Source organism: Olivibacter sp. CPCC 100613 (genome assembly GCF_036959255.1).
Classification (GTDB): domain Bacteria; phylum Bacteroidota; class Bacteroidia; order Sphingobacteriales; family Sphingobacteriaceae; genus Olivibacter.
In genome coordinates, this window is sequence record NZ_JAWMTI010000003.1 from 645,201 (window position 1) to 665,430 (window position 20,230).

Annotated in this window: 14 protein-coding genes; 9 read left to right on the plus strand and 5 right to left on the minus strand. The window is 42.7% G+C overall.

Going from position 1 to position 20,230, the window contains the following annotated elements:
• The first annotated feature begins 1 nt into the window (after window position 1).
• The 9 genes from RYH73_RS13605 to RYH73_RS13645 are packed head-to-tail and all read left to right on the plus strand — an operon-like array spanning window position 2 to window position 11,551.
• Complete coding sequence (locus RYH73_RS13605) at window positions 2-1,474, plus strand: RagB/SusD family nutrient uptake outer membrane protein (RefSeq protein ID WP_335313983.1); 1,473 nt, start codon at window positions 2-4, stop codon at window positions 1,472-1,474.
• Window positions 1,475-2,752, plus strand: a complete 1,278-nt coding sequence (locus tag RYH73_RS13610; RefSeq protein WP_335313984.1) for an Nramp family divalent metal transporter — start codon at window positions 1,475-1,477, stop codon at window positions 2,750-2,752.
• Window positions 2,753-2,757: 5 nt separating this feature from the next.
• Window positions 2,758-3,780, plus strand: coding sequence for an NAD-dependent epimerase/dehydratase family protein (locus RYH73_RS13615; RefSeq protein WP_335313985.1), 1,023 nt, complete (start codon window positions 2,758-2,760; stop codon window positions 3,778-3,780).
• A 22-nt stretch (window positions 3,781-3,802) separates the two neighbouring features.
• Entirely contained in the window at window positions 3,803-4,867 is a 1,065-nt protein-coding gene (locus tag RYH73_RS13620) for a dihydrodipicolinate synthase family protein (RefSeq protein ID WP_335313986.1), read from the plus strand.
• A gap of 1 nt (window position 4,868) precedes the next feature.
• A complete protein-coding gene (locus RYH73_RS13625; RefSeq protein ID WP_335313987.1) occupies window positions 4,869-6,158 on the plus strand; it encodes an enolase C-terminal domain-like protein in 1,290 nt (429 codons plus the stop codon).
• A gap of 51 nt (window positions 6,159-6,209) precedes the next feature.
• Window positions 6,210-7,589 carry a Gfo/Idh/MocA family protein gene (locus tag RYH73_RS13630; protein ID WP_335313988.1) on the plus strand — a complete coding sequence of 460 codons (1,380 nt, stop codon included), beginning with the start codon at window positions 6,210-6,212 and terminating at the stop codon, window positions 7,587-7,589.
• Window positions 7,590-7,614: 25 nt separating this feature from the next.
• On the plus strand, window positions 7,615-8,388 hold the full coding sequence (locus RYH73_RS13635) for an SGNH/GDSL hydrolase family protein (protein WP_335313989.1): 774 nt from the start codon (window positions 7,615-7,617) through the stop codon (window positions 8,386-8,388).
• Window positions 8,385-9,911, plus strand: a complete 1,527-nt coding sequence (locus RYH73_RS13640) for a PQQ-dependent sugar dehydrogenase (RefSeq protein WP_335313990.1) — start codon at window positions 8,385-8,387, stop codon at window positions 9,909-9,911. Before RYH73_RS13635 ends, RYH73_RS13640 begins: the two co-directional genes overlap by 4 nt.
• An 11-nt stretch (window positions 9,912-9,922) precedes the next feature.
• On the plus strand, window positions 9,923-11,551 hold the full coding sequence (locus tag RYH73_RS13645) for a GMC family oxidoreductase (protein ID WP_335313991.1): 1,629 nt from the start codon (window positions 9,923-9,925) through the stop codon (window positions 11,549-11,551).
• 27 nt (window positions 11,552-11,578) lie between these two features.
• Here RYH73_RS13645 and nagA read toward each other — a convergent pair whose 3' ends face one another.
• The 5 genes from nagA to RYH73_RS13670 are packed head-to-tail and all read right to left on the minus strand — an operon-like array spanning window position 11,579 to window position 20,215.
• Window positions 11,579-12,769, minus strand: a complete 1,191-nt coding sequence (gene nagA, locus RYH73_RS13650; RefSeq protein WP_335313992.1) for an N-acetylglucosamine-6-phosphate deacetylase — start codon at window positions 12,767-12,769, stop codon at window positions 11,579-11,581.
• Between the two features lie 31 nt (window positions 12,770-12,800).
• On the minus strand, window positions 12,801-14,108 hold the full coding sequence (locus RYH73_RS13655) for a sugar MFS transporter (protein ID WP_335313993.1): 1,308 nt from the start codon (window positions 14,106-14,108) through the stop codon (window positions 12,801-12,803).
• A 60-nt stretch (window positions 14,109-14,168) separates the two neighbouring features.
• Window positions 14,169-15,527: a Gfo/Idh/MocA family protein gene (locus RYH73_RS13660; protein ID WP_335313994.1), complete on the minus strand. Its 1,359-nt coding sequence runs from the start codon at window positions 15,525-15,527 to the stop codon at window positions 14,169-14,171.
• Window positions 15,528-15,553: 26 nt separating this feature from the next.
• Entirely contained in the window at window positions 15,554-17,068 is a 1,515-nt protein-coding gene (locus RYH73_RS13665) for a RagB/SusD family nutrient uptake outer membrane protein (RefSeq protein ID WP_335313995.1), read from the minus strand.
• Between the two features lie 33 nt (window positions 17,069-17,101).
• On the minus strand, window positions 17,102-20,215 hold the full coding sequence (locus RYH73_RS13670) for a SusC/RagA family TonB-linked outer membrane protein (RefSeq protein ID WP_335313996.1): 3,114 nt from the start codon (window positions 20,213-20,215) through the stop codon (window positions 17,102-17,104).
• Between the last annotated feature and the right edge of the window lie 15 nt (window positions 20,216-20,230).

A 20,230-nucleotide genomic window follows, 5' to 3' on the forward strand; every position in this document is an offset into this window, starting at 1 on the left:
CATGAAGAAGATTTTTTATACGCTATGTTCCCTTGCATTTTTGCTAAGTGGATGTCATGACAGCTTGTTAAACCCTGTTCCTGAATCTGTTTTAACGGAGAAAAATTATTACAATACCGCTAATGATATTGATCTAGCCGTGTTGGGAATCTATAACCGGTTACAAACGAGAAAACCAACTGACTATCAAATCTTAGAAGTACCAACGGATAATCTATACTTGTCGGCCAACACGTTGATCGAGGGCACACCCGAAATGGATATGTTATCTGTTAATGCCACCAACCCCTTAATAGCTACCTTTTGGGAGGCAAGCTATAACGGTATTTTCCGAGCGAATGCTGTACTAAACAATTTGGAGAAACCGACAGATTATGCCGAAGGTCAGAAAGAACAGTTTGAGGGAGAAGCTAAATTTATGCGCGCTTTATTTTATTTTGATCTGGTTCGGTTGTTTGGCGATGTACCTAAGGTAACAAGCATTTTATCTGTTGAAGAGGCTGCAGGTATTGGTAGAAGTGCTGAAGATGAAATTTTCGCGTTGATTATTGAAGACCTTGAACGGGCGGCTGAAGTACTCCCCATGAAAAGTGCTATTGACAACGGAAGAGCCAATAAAGCCGCAGCTATCGGTTTATTAATAAAGGTTTATGTTTATCGACAAGATTGGGATCTCGCCAAAACGCAGTTGGATCGTTTCTTTAATGAAGTAGGTTCGTCTTTTAGCTTAGTAAACGATTTTAGTTCTTTATGGAAAACCGCGACCGAAAACAATACGGAAATACTACTTTCGCTTACCTATATTGACGGTTCGAATGGTCATAATTTATCCACAGCCTTTCTGCCAAATTCAGGCGTTATCGGCATAGCCTCGCGTGGAAACGAAATTGCATTACCCTCCTGGAGCCTACACAAAAACTATGTGGAAGGTGATACGCGTAAAAGTCCGACCATTACTGAATGGTGGATCCCGCCAAACACACCGAATGTACCTCCTATCTGGTATCCCTATGTCAATAAATATGCGATTCCACATACTCAAGGACAATCCGGACTTGATCTGCCGGTTTTGCGTTATGCCGATATTCTGCTGATGCATGCCGAAGTGCTGTATCATCTTGGACAACATCAGGAAGCTTTGAATGCACTGAACAGAATCCGAGAAAGGGCTTTTGGAAATGGCGATCACAACTATACGATCGCTTCGATTACAAATACGCAGGACTTTCTCCATGTATTATTTCTAGAGAGACGACTCGAATTCGCTTATGAAAATGAGCGGTGGTTTGACCTGGTAAGATCGGGAAAATTTGAAGAAGTAATGAAAGAAGAAGAGCGCTTATTTAATTACGCGAATCAGACACCGGTCAAAGTGACACTTAAGCCACAGGCCTATATGAAACGTTTTCCTATTCCCCAACGTCAGATTGATCAATCGGCTGCGGGTATTCTCGTTCAAAATGAGGGATATTAAATGAAAGACACACGACAAGAAATGGCAGACCAAGAAATCGGCCCAAGTTCCACAATTTACCCTAAACGTAAACCAACTATGCCGTATTTCAAGCATTGGCTTGCTTCTTTGGGACCTGGTATTATTACAGCAGCACTTGTATTCGGTCCGAGCAAAATGACAATTACCTCAAAGCTAGGAGCAGACTACGGGTTCTCCTTACTTTGGATTGTGATTTTCGCCATTTTTTTTATGGCCATATTTACCCATATGGGCGCCCGGATCGGTCTCGCTACCCCCGAATCACTGCTCTGTGTAATCCGTAAAAAATGGGGCAAAATTTCAGCCATAATCATTGGTTTAGGTTTATTTTTAGTAGCCACATCCTTCCAAGCCGGAAACGCAATCGGTGTAGGAATTTCCATAGCGGAAATCAATAACAGTTCTGTTCCCATGTGGATTATACTTTTTAATGTCATTGGAATTGCGCTGTTATTTTTTCGGGGTTTTTATAAAATATTGGAAAGATTGATGATTTTATTGATTGCCTTAATGCTCTTTTCGTTTATCGTTACTTTATTTTTTATTAAACCTTCCTTTTCGGACATGATCATAGGGTTCATTCCCTCGCTTCCCAAAGGCTCCATCAGCCTCGTTATCGCATTCTTTGCTTCTTGTTTTTCCATTGTTGGTGCATTTTACCAATCGTATTTAGTGCAAGAACGGAAAAAGAACAAATCTTCCGCTGACAGCCATCGAAACGGAAGTATTACCGGTATTATTATGTTGGGATTGATGAGCATCATGGTGATGATCTGCGCAGCCGCCGTTCTGCATGTGCAAAAGTTACCCGTAAATAATGCGTCTGACATGGCCCGAGCGCTCGAACCCCTCTTTGGAAAGTATGCATCCACCTTATTTTTAGTGGGACTTTTTGGTGCGTCCTTCTCTTCCTTAATTGGAAATGCCACATTGGGCGGCACCCTGATTGCAGATGCTTTCGGATTTGATTATCAATTGGATGCTAAAGCGGTACGTTTTTTCATCGCCTTGGTTATGCTTTTTGGCAGTGCCATTGCCATTGTTTTTGGTAAGCTACCCTTAGAGCTCATCGTTTTTGCGCAAAGCGTAACGATATTTCTTGTACCCTTCATTGGCATTGCTATGTTCGTCATCTCTAATGATACCCGCATCATGGGGAATTTCGCCAACACAAGACTGATCAATTTTTTTGCCGCTATAGGTTTAATCGTATTAATTATACTGGCTATCAGCAATGCCAATGAATTATTTTTTTAACTAAAATGATGATGCAGAATTTAGAATTATTAGAACAAAAGATGTACAAACCCTCCGCTTCCTTAATAGCAGACATGTCCCAAATAGATGGCGATATTATGATTTTAGGTGCGGGGGGAAAAATGGGACCAAGCATGGCAAAAGTAGCCCATGAAGCGTCCAAACTGGCTGGCAAAAACCGAAAGGTAATTGCAGTATCAAGATTTTCAGATGAGACAGCAAGGGATTTGCTTCAAACCAGTGGCGTCGAAACCATTGCAGCCGACCTTTTAAACGAGGATCAACTACAGTCACTTCCGGATGTCAAACACATCATTTATCTTGTGGGACAGAAATTCGGTACAACAGGCAAAGAGCCATTTACCTGGGCGATGAACACCTATTTACCTGGTAGAATAGCCGAACGTTTCAAAAATTCGCGCATAGTTGTATTCTCCACCGGAAATGTTTATCCTTTGTCATTGATAAACGCAGGGGGATGTTCAGAAGAACAGGCACCGGAGCCCATTGGAGAATATGGACAGTCGTGCCTTGGGCGAGAACGGATATTTCAATTTTTCGCTGAGAAGTATCAAATTCCCACGTTAATTTACCGTCTCAATTATGCTGTTGATTTACGATACGGTGTTCTGCTGGAGATCGCAAAAACGGTGATGGAAGACAAACCCATTGATCTCCGTATGGGGAATGTGAACGTTATTTGGCAAGGCGATGCTAATGAGATTGCCCTGCGATCTTTATTACACTGTACCGTGCCCACTAAAATTCTAAATGTCACGGGACCAGAAACTGTTTCAATTCAATGGTTAGCAAACCAGTTCGGTAATTTACTGAGCAAAGTGCCCCGGTTTATTAACGAAACGCAGCCAACGGCCCTCCTTAGCAATGCAGCAGCGGCCCATCGGCTATTCGGTTATCCAAAAGTGACTTTAAAAGAGATGATTGAGATCACAGCGAGTTGGTTGAGTCAGGGTGGAAAAACCATTGAGAAGCCAACACATTTTCAAGAAAGACAAGGCCGATTTTAAAACGGGTATAAAAACATCAGTTATGAGTTTTCAACATTTATCAGCAGCCAAAAAATCACTTTTACAAACGGGCACTGTCATTCCTGCGCATCCCCTCGCGTTGAATGAAGATAGAACCTTGAATGAATTCCATCAACGCCAATTGACGCGATACTATATCGCATCAGGTGCGGGTGGAATAGCCATAGGCGTACATAGTACGCAATTTGCAATACGATCGCCACAAGTCAATTTATATGAAAAAGTGTTAGCGATCGCTGCGGAAGAAATTGAGCGTAACCAGCCCCCTCACCCTTTTTTAAAGATAGCCGGAATCTGTGGACATACCAAACAGGCGATCAAGGAAGCACAGTTAGCCAATCAATATGGCTATGATTTAGGTTTGCTGAGTCTCGGTGGATTAAACGATTGGGATGAAGAACAAATTCTAGAACATGTAAGGGAGGTGGCGAAAATAACACCCCTTATCGGTTTTTACTTACAACCGAGCGTAGGTGGTCGCATATTTAGTTATGATTTCTGGTCGAAATTTGTTGAAATCGAATCGATCGAGGCTATTAAGATCGCCCCATTCAACCGATATCAAACCTTAGATGTGGTACGCGCACTCTGTTATTCGAGTCGTAGAGACGAAATTGCACTGTACACAGGGAATGACGATAATATCGTTGCCGATTTATTAACCTCTTATACATTCCATGTTAATGGCAAGCTGGTCAAAAAAGATTTCGTAGGAGGCTTGTTAGGGCATTGGGCTGTTTTCACAAGCAAGGCTGTTGCTTTGCTGGAGGAAATAAAAAAGTGCAAACAGGCCGACTTCGCAGGTGTCTCTACCTTGCTTTCCAAAGGCATACAGATTACCGATATGAATGCAGTGATATTCGATGCGGCACATCATTTCAAAGGTTGTATCCCTGGAATACATGAAGTACTACGAAGACAGGGTCTTTTATCGGGCCGCTGGTGTCTGGACCGCGATGAAGACCTTTCGATTGGACAAATGGAAGAAATTGATCGCATTTTTAAGGTCTATCCCGATTTAGTGGACCATGCATTCACTCAAGATTTCCTCGCCAAAGACATGTAAAATGGAAAAAGATAAAACGATACAGATCGTCGAAACTGATAGTGCTTTTGAAATTGAGAAGCTTATTCGTCCCTTTGGCTTTAAAGGGGCTTACCTTACCGAATTATGGCAAATAATCACCAAACTAAGGGCTTCTTCCGGGTTGGAAAGTATTGGTCTTTCCAATCAAAGTATTCTATATGGAGATGCCGACCTGTTCATTAAGTATAGTGAAACAAAGGGTAATGCATTTATGTATGCCTTGACAAATAGCGCCTTAAATCTAGTTAAAGAAACACCTTTTACGCATCCCATTTCTTTACTGGAAAAGATGCTCCCCGCTCTAATTTCAAGTGGAAAATCCATTACCAATAAACAAAATCTGCATCTTAATTTCGTACTAAATTCTTATGTAAGCATTGACCATGCAGCTTGGTTATTATTTGCTGCAGAACATGGACTTAAAACTTTTGACGCGCTTATCCCAGCACCGTATAAATCGGCATTATCCGCCAAAAGCGATCGATTAGCGGTCATGTTTCAAATACCCTATGGTATGCCGTTGGAACAAATTAAAGAAGCCGCTCAATCCGGATACTTTGTTTTCAAAATCAAAACCGGTTATCCGGGCGATCAGCATACCATGTTATTACACGATCAAGAACGATTAACACAAATTCACCAAACACTCCAGCACTACCGTACTCCACATACGAAGAACGGCAAAGTACTTTATACGATGGACGCAAATGGACGATATGAAAAAAAAGAAACGCTTTTAAAGTACTTGCAACATGCTGAATCTATTGGTGCTTCCGAGCAAATATTATTGTACGAAGAACCGCTTATGGAATCAAATGAGGAAGACATTTCCGATGTGCCCATACGAATTGGTGCTGACGAAAGCGTTCATGATGAACAGGGGGCAATTGTTGCTATACAGAAAGGATATCGGGCTATTATATTAAAGGGAATTGCAAAAACGCTTAGCATGTCAATAAAAATTGCAAAAGCTGCCTGGGAAAAAGGTATTCCCTGCTCTTGTTCTGATTTAACGGTTAACCCAATTCTTGTAGACTGGCATAAAAACCTGGCGTGTAGGGTGCTTCCTTTCCCTGATATAGGCATGGGGCTGATCGAAACCAATGGGGATGTGAATTATATTAATTGGAAAAGGATGTGCACCTATCATCCTAAGAATAACGCGAACTGGACGAAAATCAAGCAGGGCGTGTTTTATTTAAATGAAGATTTCTATGCGACAAGTGGTGGTATTTTTGAAAGCGCTGAACATTATAGTTCTCTGCTTTGACGCACGCTTTACGTATACATCTCACTAAACGTTCAAATAACAACTTGACATATGGAAAAGCAAACATCCAGAAGATCTTTCCTAAAAGACACAGCTACCTTAGCAACCGCAGCCGGGCTGATGAATCTATCAATCCCCTCGCTGGCTAATACCCAAAAAGTAAAAATGGGCTTTATTGGTATCGGAAACAGAGGAACACAACTGTTACGTAGCTTTATGAAGCAAGCAAATTGCGAAGTTGTCGCACTCTGCGATATTTATGAGCCATACCTAAGTCGAGATGACAATCGAGTTAATCAACGTTTTAAAGAAGAAAACGGTGCCAGAATACCGCAAATGGGCGAGCAATTCCCTTCGCAGGTGAAGCGTTATAAACAATATAAAGATCTATTGGCAGACAAAAATGTGGACGCCGTGTGTATTGCTACACCTGATCATTGGCATGCCCTGCAAACCATCGACGCTATCAAGGCAGGAAAAGATGTTTATATCGAAAAACCTTTAGGTATGACGGTTTATGAAGGGCAGAAAATGCTAGAAGTACAAAGACAGAGCGATCGGATCGTCAGTGTCGGTCTACATCGTAGAGCCTCTATCGTGCATCAAAAAGCAGCCGAAATTATTCAATCGGGTCGTTTGGGTAAAATTACCTTAACGCGTTCTTATACTTTTAATAATTTATTTCCTCTGGGCATCGGGAAACAAAAACCGGAAACTCCGCCAGTTGATTTTGACTGGGATTTATGGCTTGGCCCCCGAGCCTACCGGCCTTACCAATATAACATTGCACCTTATAAATTCAGATGGTGGAGTGATTATTCAAGTCAAATGGCCAATTGGGGTGTACATTATGCAGACCTGATGCGCTGGATGTTAGGAGAAACCACCCCTATTGCCGTTTCAGCCATGGGAGGTAATTTTGTGATTGATGATGATCGCACCATTCCGGACACCATGCAGATCTGTTTTGAACTTTCAAAAGGCACGCTGGCTGTTTTAGGTATTTATGAGGGGTCTAGCGGCAGACCCTTTCCTTATGGCGAACTGGAGTTCAGAGGAACCAATGGAACCATGTATATCAGTGATCGAGGCTATCGGATTTATCATACCACCGAGGGACAATTTCAGAAATGGGATCATTACCTGGAAGATGAGTCATTTGACTTAACACAAGCGAATCTTCCGAAGGGGTATTCATTAGATATTACCGAAAACATGGTAATCGATTTTCTACATAGTGTGCAAACCAGAAAAGAGCCTTGCTGCCCGCTACAGGAAGGGCATTATTCGACGGTATTTGCACACTTGGCTAATATCGCATTGGAAAAGAAGCAACAATTAACCTGGGATCCGCAAAAGGAAGTCTTCACGAATCATGAAGAAGCGAATGAGCGCCTGCATTACGCTTATAGAAACCCTTATCGTCTTTAACCTTCATAATTATAAGATCGCGATTATGAAAAAAGAAATTATAGCTTCCCGTCGTTCATTTCTTAAGAAAGCGTCTTTGAGCATGCTGGCAACGTTATCTATGGGCGATACGTTGAGCAAAGTAAATCGACTGATCGATAACCCACCTCGTATTCAACTTCAAAGAGACGATATCATACTTTTTCAAGGGGATTCGATTACCGATGCCGGAAGAAAACGAAACGATCACTCCATGCATAATCCCTTGGCACTCGGATCGGGATATGCATTCTTAGTTGCATCTCAACTTCAATTTAATCATCCTGATAAACCATTCGTTTTCTACAACCGCGGAGTAAGTGGTAATAAGGCATATCAATTAGCCGAAAGATGGGATGAGGACTGCCTAAAATTAAAGCCAAGTGTACTAAGCATATTGGTAGGTATTAATGATTTCTGGCATACGAAAACCAAAGGCTATGCAGGGACTGCCCATGATTTTGGTAAATCCTATGAACAACTTTTAGAAGCAACCAAAGCCCACTTACCGAAAGTCAAATTAATTATCGGCGAGCCCTGGTATCAGCCCGGTTTTAAAGGAAGTGCCTATGAAGTTCAGTATCCTGAATTTACTCACTATCAATCCATTGTAAAAGAATTGGCTCAACAATTTAAGGCCTCTTTTATACCCTATCAATCGATATTTAATGAAGCGCGTAAGATTGCCCCTGCTAGTCATTGGTCTTGGGATGGGGTGCATCCTACCGCGGCAGGGGCCCAATTAATGGCGCATGCTTGGCAAAAAACGATTGAAATATGAAAATGATGACGTGCATGAATGTAAAAGAATATATGATCGCCTGGCTTTTCATGATCAGTATTTTATCACTTTTTTATACGTGTAAATCTGATCCTGTCCAGCAGGAAAATGCATCTATTTACCTACTAGATTCCACCTATGTACGTGTAACACCGATGGCTAGTCATTTAGATGTACCATGGGAGATTACCGGTGGGCCCAACGATGAAATTTGGTTTACAGAACAGGCAGGAAAAGTTAACAAAATAGATGCTGAATCGGGCCATGTTAAAACACTACTTACGTTGCCTGATCTTTATCGTGAAAGAACTTCCGGACTGTTGGGGATGGTAGTACACCCAAATATGTCCGAAACCCCTTATATTTTTATTGCTTATTCTGCCCGTAAAAGTGACCATGTCCATGTTTCAAGGGTAGTACGCTACACCTATAAAACGGACACATTGATTAATCCATTAACGATATTGGAATACCCTGCATGGAAAGGCCATTTTGGAGCCCGTGTGGCTATTGCTCCTGATGGTAAACTGATCGTCGCTACCGGTGATGGTGCACAAGATGAGAATGCACAGGATATTGCCTCTCCAAATGGGAAGATACTACGTTTTAATGTAGATGGAAGCATTCCTTCTGACAATCCATTTGCAAATAGTGCAGTATGGGCTTGGGGTTTACGAAACCCCCAGGGATTAGCCTTTAGTTCCAAAGGGATCTTATATAATTCCGATCATGGCGATGCCACCGATGATGAGGTTAACATGATCCAAAAGGGTGGTAATTATGGCTGGCCTAAGATCGCAGGCTATGTCGACACACCGGAAGAACGACTATTTGCAAAGGACTCTATATTAGTACCGCCCTTACAAGCCTGGACACCGACTATTGCGCCTGCAGGTTTGGTTTATTATACATCAGCTGAAATTCCAGAATGGAAAAATACATTGCTCTTGGCGATCTTAAAGGGCAACAGCTTATATGCGCTTCCGTTAAATAAAGAAGGAACAAAAACCGATACGGTTTATCACTTTTTTGAGCGCGCATTCGGACGCATTCGGGCGGTATATGCATCACCTGATGGAGCAGTGTATATAGCGACCAGTAATCGTGATTGGAATCCTAATGGGTTTGCGGGGGACGATGATGATCGCATTTTACAAATCAAGAAAGTGGATAAAAAAGCAATAAAGGAAGAAGTGGCCCTAAAAGCAAAAGCAATCCATGACGGTAAAGAAACACGAAGTGAAGGAGAGGTTCTGTATACAAATTATTGCGCTTCGTGCCATAAACCCAATGGTCGTGGCCTTATGGGAACGTATCCTGCTCTTGTGCAAAACAAGGTGGTCGAAGGAGAAACGACCAACTTCGTTAACTTGGTATTAAATGGGAAAAAGGAAATGCCTAGCTTTTCGTTCCTTAGTGATCACGATATGGCCATTGTATTAAGTTATGTACGGAAGAAGTTTGCATCAAAGCGGGGGCAGATAAGCCAAGACGACATCAAAAAGAATAGAGCAAACCAGTAACAAATATGCGTATGGACATAAAAGAATATACATTCGATGCCATTGTAATAGGCTCCGGCATCAGCGGAGGCTGGGCAGCGAAGGAACTTTGTGAAAAAGGACTAAAAACATTGGTAATAGAACGAGGGCGAATGGTTAAGCACCTAAAGGATTACCCGACGGCTATGCTGGATCCGTGGCAGTTTAAACATCATAATAGCAAAACGCGGCAAATGGTCGAAGATAATCCGATTATCAGTAAACACTACGCTTTTGATGAGTCGACCGAACATTTTTATATTCACGACAAGCTCCATCCTTACATTCAGGAAAAGCCATTCGATTGGATTAGAGGTTATCAGGTGGGCGGTAAATCTTTGTTGTGGGCGAGGCAGACTCAGCGCTGGAGCGATTATGAATTTGAGGCACCCAAACGAGATGGTTTTGCAACGGATTGGCCTATTCGCTACGCCGATCTGGCCCCATGGTATAGTTATGTCGAAAAGTTTATCGGCGTTTCAGGTAATAGAGATGGTTTAAAAAACTTACCCGACAGTGAAGTCCTGCCAGCTTTTGAGATGAATGCCGTGGAACTGCATATTAAGGATAAAATCAACCGAGAATTTCCAGATCGGCCCGTAATTATAGGCCGATGTGCCCATATTACAAAAGCGGAAGACATTCACTTACAACAAGGAAGAGCTACCTGTATGGCCAGATCACTTTGTCAAAGAGGTTGCCCATTTGGTGCTTATTTCAGTTCTAATGCCTCTACCCTACCATGGGCTGAAAAAACGGGGAATCTAACCATCAAACCAAATACTGTTGTCCATTCCATTATTTACGACGAAAAGTTGGGGAAGGCCACCGGCGTAAAGACCGTTGATGCTATCACCAAAAAAGAAACGATTTATCATGCCCGTATTCTATTTGTAAATGGGTCTACCTTGAACAGCAATCTGATTTTATTGAACTCCAAATCAAGTAAATTTCCAAATGGACTGGGAAATCTTAACGGACTTATGGGTAGACACATCGCCTTCCACAACTACCGAGGAAGAATAACAGCGACGATGGATGGCTTTGAAGACAATTACTACTATGGTAGAAGACCCACACAGGTTTTCATGCCCTCTTTTCGCAATGTTTACCGACAGGAAACCGATTTTTTAAGAGGCTATATGATAGCCTTCAGTGCCAGTCGGTCGAGCTGGAATAAACCGGCGAACGGTATTGGTCAGCATTTAAAAGATAGCCTCACTGAAGCTGGTCAATGGACGGTATCCATGTCGATCTTGCTGATCACTTCCGTTGCGTATACGGAAAATGATGAAAAGCTGATGCGCGACTTTCTGGAAGAAGGTGTTGCCATGCTGAAAACGGCAGGATGCAAAAATATAAAGACAACAGACCAACAAGAGATCGGTTATCGTAATCCCGGACTCGAAGTGCATGAGATGGGAGGTGTACGCATGGGTACCGATCCTGATACGTCCTTATTAAATAAATGGAATCAATTGCATCATTGCAAAAACGTATTCGTAACCGATGGTGCCTGCATGACTTCCACCGGCAATCAAAATCCATCATTGACTTATATGGCGCTTACCGCACGTGCCGCTAATTACGCTTTTGAAGAATGGCAAAAAGGCAACCTTTGATTGCCTTTTTGTCGAACATAACCTTTTTTATTTTTTTTCGTAAAGAACCACGCCGTTAACAATGGTACAATGAATATTAAAATCGGTATCAAAAATTACCAGGTCTGCATCTTTCCCTACGCTAATCGATCCCTTTCGATCTAAAACGTTCATAATACGTGCGGGTGTATAGCTCAACATTTTCACGGCCTCCACGAGGGGTACATTGGCTACATTCACCATCGTTCGGAGTAATCGGTCGGCTGTGGCAACACTTCCCGCAAAAGAGCTTCTATCCGGTAATTTAGCTACATCATCCTCCACAATAACCGCTAAACCATTTTCTTTGCTACCTAAAACACTCGGCCCCGGCGGCATCGCTGCTCCACGCATGGCATCCGTAATCAAAGCAATCCTGTCCGACCCTTTGATCTTATAAACCAATTTTAATAAAGGTGCAGGAAGATGTACCCCATCCGCGATGATTTCGACATCCATTTCATCGATCAGAAATGCAGCTTCTATAACACCTGCATAGCGAAAGGCATTTTTCCGTGTCACACTTGACATCGCTGAATATAAGTGGGTAGCCAAGGTGTATCCATTTTCAAAAGCTTCCACTACTTCTTCGTAAATCGCATCCGTATGCGCTACCGATGGAATGATATTATGTTGGCGAAGATAACGACCAAATTCAATAGCACCTTTCCTTTCCGGAGCTGCACTCCAACGAACAATTGCATCGGACGATTGCACAATTTCGCGATACTCATCCGGATCAGGATCTCGAATGTACCTTGGATCTTGGGCCCCTCGCTGATTCATCGAAAAATACGGCCCCTCAATATGTAAACCTAAAAAGGTAGCACCGGTTTTATTTTTCAGATGCGCTTCCTCATAAACTTTTAAAGTATTCAAGAGATTTGCCTTATCGCTTGTCAAGGTTGTTGCCACCATGGCGGTCGTACCAAATCGCACATGCGTTTCCGCCACTTTTAGAAAAGCATCTACTTCGCCATCCATAAAATCCGCACCACCGCCACCATGAATATGCAAGTCAATGAATCCAGGAGAAAGATACTTGCCCTTTGCATCGATATGGATCGCATTTGGTATTTCTATATCTTCCTCCAGAATATCCGCAATTTTGCCATTCTTTATAAGCACTACCGCTTGGTCCACTACTCGTTGCGGGCTAATTAATTTTGTGTTATAGATTTTTATTGTCTTTTCTGTCATATTAAATAATGCCGATAAACCGGCCTTTAAGTTAAAACCACTTCCTAATTTTATGGCCGTATGCTGCGTAGTAAATAAGATACAAATAACAAGGAAATAAAACCCAATAAGCCATTCGAAGATTATATGCATCCGCGAAATAACCATAAGCTAAGGGTAAAATAGCGTTACCACAGAGCCCCATAATCAATAAAGAACCACCCAATTTAGTGAACCGCCCTAAGCCATCGAGTGCCAAAGGCCATATCCCTGCCCATATCAGGGAATTGCCGAAACCCAATAGTACTACAAACCATATCGATATGTCAGTGTCATGGCCTAATATAGATACATTTCCTCGGGCAAAAATAATTAAGAGCGTCAAGGCAGCTCCAAGAAGGGTACAAATGCGTAATGCGTTTACCTGACTGATCCAACGGGGGATGCAGATAATACCCAAGCAATAACCACAGATGGTGACGAATAGCGTATAAGATGGAAAAACTTTCGCCTCCAATAAGGGAATGTCCATAGAGCCTGCATAATTAATGATCGTATCTATTGCAATTACCTGCGTACCGACATGTATAAATATCGCAACGGCACCCAAAATCAAATGTGGAAATTGAAAAATACTATGTTTATCGCTGTTAGCAGCTGCAACCTGCTCATCCTCTTCTTCTGTATTGATCTCCGGAAGCGGCGAGTATCGCACGCCAAGCCCAATAAGAATAAGCGCCATTCCAAGAACCGTATATGGTGCGATAACCCTTCGTATCAGCTCATCCAGTTCCTGCGCTCGCTCGGCAGCTCCCATGTGGGCTAACTGTTCAAATAAAGCCTGATCGGTCGGTTTCAAAATGACCGCAGCAAATAAAATCGGTGCTAATATTCCAGCGCCTTTGTTACAGATCCCCATGATGCTGATACGTTGAGCAGCCCGTTCTTTAGGCCCTAAGATCGTAATGTAAGGATTTGCTGCCGTTTGCAAAATAGCCAGGCCGATACCGATCGTAAATAAGCCTAACAGGAATATGCCATAGGTTCTACTGAGAGCTGCGGGTACGAATATCAACGCACCTAAAGCCATCGCAAAAAAGCCGATCATCATACCCTTTTTGAAACCCAAGGCTTTCAACAGATAAGAGGCGGGCACCGACATGACAAAATAGGCGATGTAGAATGCGAAAGCCACTAAATAGGATTGAAAATGTGTAAGCTCGCAGGCAATCTTAAAATAAGGAATAAGGATCGCATTTACCCAGGAAACGAAACCAAAAATAAAAAACATTAAACCAATAATCAGAATGGAAATCGTGGTATCTTTCTTGGTCAACGTACTTACAGTTACTGTTTTCATTGTTTGTTTTTATAGATCTTTTATCTGCAATAGACGATATATACGCCAGTCGTTTCATATTTAGTCAAGTGTCGGTTCCCAGCCAGCCTCGTAGCTACGTTTCCAGAATTGAAGTGCTTCTTCATTCGCTAGAATATGACCATTGGTGGGATCCGTTTTCAACAGCCCCCCCGCACGCTGTGCAATGTTCCCCAACTGCACCAATAAGGTACTCTTGTGTCCGCTTACAATATCTGCGTTTAAATCCGTTCCCTTCTTAATTGCATCAAAAAAATTCTGAATGTGCAGTGCATCAAGAGCCTGTGAGGGATTCGTAAGATTTCTCGTATCGATCTCCTTGCTATTTTTCACTTCCTTCACCAACTTATTCTGAAGGTCATAAACGGCATAACCATTGTCACCATTGATTTGCAAGGCGCCATTTTCACCATAGAAAATGACCCCTACGCTTGCCCCTTCTATTGTGCGCCCGTTACAGCTTCTACCCTCCCAGGTAATCGTACCTTGTTCACCAAACTCCAAGGCTATCACTTGTGTGTCGGGTGTCTCCCAATCATCTTGATAACGATATCGTCCTCCGGCGGAAGTCACTTTGGTAGGATAATCAACCTTCAGTCCCCAACGTGCCAGATCAACCATATGCGTACCATTATTTAGTGCCTCTCCGGTACCCCAGTGCCAAAACCAGTGCCAATTGTAGTGTAATATATTGTCCTTATAATCTTTCCGTGGTGCCGGACCCTGCCAAAGATCAAAATTCAGCCATTCGGGTACGGCAAGGTTCTTACCGATACCAATCGAAGCTCGATTATTGGTATACCAAGTTCTTGCAAAATAAGGTTTCCCTATAATCCCGTTATGTAAATCTGCAATTCCGGCAGCGACATTTGGCCAGGATCGACGTTGATTTCCCATCTGAATCACATTTTTATACTTTTCGGCAACTTTCACCAATAATTCGCCCTCGTATGGATTATGGCTACAAGGTTTTTCGAGATAGACATGTTTTCCTGCTTTCGAAGCCAAGATCGCCGCAGGTGCGTGCCAATGATCGGGTGTAGCAATGACCATTGCATCCACATCTTTCCGTTCCAAAATCTTTCGGAAATCTTCCTGACTTTTAGGTTCACGAGATTGATTTTTTGTGACTTGGTTTACACATTTAGTTGCTGCCCTTTGATCGACATCACAGACGTAAACGATTTCACAGTTCGGTTGACTTGAAAAATTGTTTGCCAGTGCCAGTCCTCTGGCATTTACGCCCACCATGGCAACGTTTATCTTCTCATTTGCACCCATGATATTCCCATAACTCTTCGCAGAAAAGCCGGGCAGGATACCACCAAAGGTAATGGCTGAGGTTCCGATTGCTGCCGATTTGAGAAAAGATCGGCGAGATTTGTTAAATTGATTCGTCATAATTTCGCTCTCCGTTATTGATTAACTCAAAATGTATAATTTGGGTTTTGTTCCAGTGCTTTATTGCGATCCCACGCCTCTCTAGGGATCGGGAATAAAATAGGTTGCGTATGTAACCAGGGTTTCTGATCGACATTTAAATCGTTAATATTCGGTCTTTCCTTCTTTATAAAATCGATGAAACGCCCCCTTCGATTAAGGTCCGAAAATCCACCCGTCGGTTCCCATATAAATTCCATTCGCCTTTCTTTAAAGATGGCATCCAGGGTTTCTTCTTTTCCAAGATTCAGTGAAAGATTCCCCAACCCTGCCCGCTCTCGGACTTTATTAAGTTGCTCAATTGCATCCGTAGTTCTTCCTATTTCATTGAGTGCCTCTGCATAATTTAATAAAGCTTCCGAAAAACGCATAATCGGTGCGTTGATTCCCGAATTATTGATCGTAGGCTTTTCCCAATACTTCGTTACAATATATCCCGTTTTCGACCAACCGGCAGGCACTTCATTCGGCATCACAAACGCAGGCATATTTTGGTGGGGCTCTCCCGGGCCAATAATAACCGCCCAATACCGTTCGTCTTTTATGCGTCCTTGGTCATCTTTTTCAAACGTATTTACCCAATGTTGTTGTGGTACAAAATTGCTCCAAGCAGCCCCTCCTGTAAATTCGGAAGGTGCACCTCGTGGCGCTGTTCTTTTCACTAAATTGTTCCCTTCACTATCTTGCGAGGGTCTGAACTGCGTTGAAAAAAGGATTTCTTCATTATTTTCGTTCTCCTCACTGAATACATCCCTGAATTTGGGTACCAATCCATGAACACCCAACTGTACCAGTTCTTCCGCATGCCCAACTGCTTCATCATATTGTTCCTGCCATAAAGCAGCTTTAATGAGTAAAGCCAAAGCCGATCCTGTCGTCGCCCTTCCCATATCATTACCTGTCCAGGTTTTTGGCAGCGCGGTCTTTGCGGCCAAAAGATCCGATTCAATTAATGTCCAGATTTCTTCAGCAGTTGCCCGCGGGACTTCCAGATTAGAAGAAGCGTCCAAGGTTTCGGTAATCATCGGAACACCCCCCCAATAAGTTACCAATCGATAATAAAATAGGGCACGCAAGAACTTCGCTTGTCCCAAAATCAGCTGCCTGGGCTCGTCAGCTATATTTTCCATGGCATTAACCTTATTAATGACCATGTTCGCTCGACTTACTCCTAGATAAGCGCCCATATACATATCCCTTAAAATAGTATTTGTTGCCGGAAAAGCCAAGGTATGTAATTCGATTCGATTGGCACTTCCATCCATTTCATACATATCACCTGTGATGGCCCATTCCACATCGGCCGCATCTCTTACATTGCTAAAAGTTTCTTCGCGCTGTAGCATACCGTATACCCCGTTTAGACCAGCTTGTGCGTCTGATTCGTTAAGGTAAAAATTCTCCTCCGTTAAGGTATCTTTAGGTGATAATGACAAAAATTTATCGCCACACGACATTAAAATAAAAAAGGTTAAAAACCCGAGTATATAGTTTGTTTTCATTTTTTTATTTTTAAATACATAAACTCCTATCCATTAAAGTCCAACCCTCAACCCTAACATATACGTTCTTGGTATAGGATATACACCATCATCAACACCCGATGCGAGTGGGCTCGTACTGCCAATTTCAGGATCGAAACCCGAATACCGCGTAAAGGTCAGTAGGTTTTGTGCACTAACATAAATGCGGATTCTTTTGATCACACCTTCATTAGCAAATAAATTATTCGGTAAGCTATACCCCAGGGTAACATTGCGGAGGCGGAGGAAATCGCCTTTCTCGATATAAAAAGAAGAAACATTGGCATAATTTCCATTGGCATCGGTATAAGTCAATCTTGGAACAGTATTACCTCCGTTCTCCGGTGTCCATCGATTTAAAACTTCGGCAGAAGCATTAATGACCCCACTTCCTCCAAAGTATTTAATCGGATAAGTCGAAAATTTGTTTACATGAAAAATCTCGTTCCCTGCAACTCCTTGAAACAAAATGTTCAAGTCAAATCCCTTATAAGAAAAATCCATATTGGCACCATACGTTAATGAAGGCCACGGGCTTCCCAACTTCACACGATCAGCATCCGACAATACACCGTCTCCATTGATGTCCTTAAATCTAAAATCGCCTGCGCTCGCATTGGGCTGTAGTCCTTTATCGACCTCTTCATCCCGTTGATAGATGCCGTCCACTATGTATCCTCTAAAATAACCAATAGGTTCACCTACTTCCGTATAAGATGAGCTCATGCTCGTGAAGCCAACCGTAGGTCCGGTAATAGGTCGCCCCGTACCCAATGATAATACTTCATTCTTCAGTGTTGCTAAGTTGAAACTAACATCATACTTAAAGTCACCGCTATTACCATTATATCCCAAAAGCAATTCCAATCCCTTGTTCCTTACCTTTCCGCCATTTACAGACGGAGCACTTTCAAAGCCCGCCTCCATCGACACGGGTAAACTCACCAGCATATCTTTGGTATCTTTGATATAATACTCTGCAGTCAGATACGCATGATCATTTAAAAAAGAGGCATCAAGCCCGATATTAATCTGTTCGCTCGTTTCCCATTTTAAGTTCTGGTTACCTGGTCGAATCATACTTGCGCCGATCGCTAAGCCTTGGTCCGGTCCCAGCACATAATTATCCCCCACTCTTCCCAACCCAATTGTACTTGCATAGCTAAAAGCGCCAATTGCGTCATTTCCAAGTTGCCCCCAACTTGCCCGCAACTTTAAGGAATTAATTGCCGTGACCTGTTGAAAGAATGCTTCCTCCGAAATATTCCAACCCGCCGAAAAAGATGGAAAATTCCCCCACTTATGATTGGGGCCGAAGTTGGAAGATCCATCCCGACGAATACTAGCGGAAAAAAGGTATTTGTTTCGATAGGCATAGTTGACCCGCCCCAAATAAGAAGCCAACGCATATACGGATCCCGTACCATTTGCCCGGCGTTCCAGTTCAGCGCTTCCATTAATGATCTGAAGATTTTCGTTCTGAAAGTCTCTTGCTGTTACACCGATCAAATCGTTTGTATTCTTTTGCGCTGTCTGGCCAATAACGGCTGAAACATTGTGTTCACCAAAAGTCTTATTAAAAGACAAGGTATTCTCTATCAACCAATTCAGGCCCTGTGTATACGTTTCCCCCAAAATGGCCTGCAAATTCCGATAATGTCCTCTTTCAACTTTAGGTTCCCAAGTAGTGCTCCTATTATTATTAGCATCGATGCCAATGCTTGTACGCCACTTCAGGCCATTGATAATTTCATATTCTCCGTAGGCATTACCGTACATCCGCATATTTTTCAGAAAATTCTCCATCGATTCTGCACGGAGAATAGGGTTGTCACCCTGTGTCGAGTAATAAGCAGAAGAACCATTAACAACATCTCTCAAACCCAGTGTGGGATAAAATTGTTGTGCAAGGTTAAAGATACCCAGTCGAAAATCTTCATTTCGTTGCCCCTTACTATGTGTATATGCGAAAGCTAAAGTTCCTCCAAATTTTAGTTTATTGCTCACATTGATATCCACGTTGGCCCTACCCGTATACCGCTTATTCCAAGTTTCGATCAAGGTTCCTTGTTGATCTCGGTAGCCCAGTGAAAGAGCGGCTTGTACTTTCTGCGATCCGCCGGTTACATTTACGTCGTAATTTTGTAAAGGAGCGGTGCGGAAAACCTCATCAATCCAATCGGTCCCCTTACCGAATGAGGCAGGATCAGCCCATTCTGGATTAGGTGTCATATTCGAATTGCTATATAATTCATTCGCCAATGTGGCAAATTCCGCTGCATTTAAAAATCTTGGCTTCTTCCATAATTGTTGTAAACCACCATAAGCACTTAGCTCCGCTGTTGTAACACCTTCTTTCCCCCGCTTGGTAGTGATCAAAATCACCCCATTTGCTGCTCTAGCACCATATATAGAAGCAGCCGCGGCATCTTTTAAAATCTCGATAGATTCGATATCATTTGGATTTACGATGGACATTCCATCCACTCGATCGGTGCTTCCACCGACGGCCATACCACCGCCCCCAACGGGGAATCCATCGATCACATATAATGGCTCATTCCCCCCCGTAGTACCAACACCGCGAATCCTGACGGCAGTTGCACCACCAGGGGCTCCTGTTGTTTGACTAATTGTAACACCGGGTACTTTACCCTGAATAGCCCCCGTAAATGAAGCAGATGCCACCTTTTGCAATTCCGTGGACTTAACGGAAGATACAGAACCGGTAAGTTCTTTCCGCGATTGGGTTCCATAACCTATTACAACAATCTCTTCCAAGCTCGTAAAGTCTTCTTCCAAACTCACACGGAGGCTTTGACGACCTGCTAAGCCGATTTCCTGTGGTTTATAGCCGACAAAAGTGAATATAAGGGTTTCTTTACCCGTCAAATGTTTAAGTTGAAACTTTCCCTCTATATCGGTGGAGGTACCAGCTACTCCTCCTTTTATCTTCACACTGACACCGGGTAAGGGTGACCCATCCGAAGCGGTTACGTTACCGACTATATCGATAAAATCTTGCCTCTTCAACCATCTGGCTTGCCCAACATTGGCTAATACAGGCTCGCGAAGAAGCAACATTAAGGTCAGGCTAAGAAAAAGTGCGTACGTCTTTCTTCTCATAAATTTAAGTTTAAG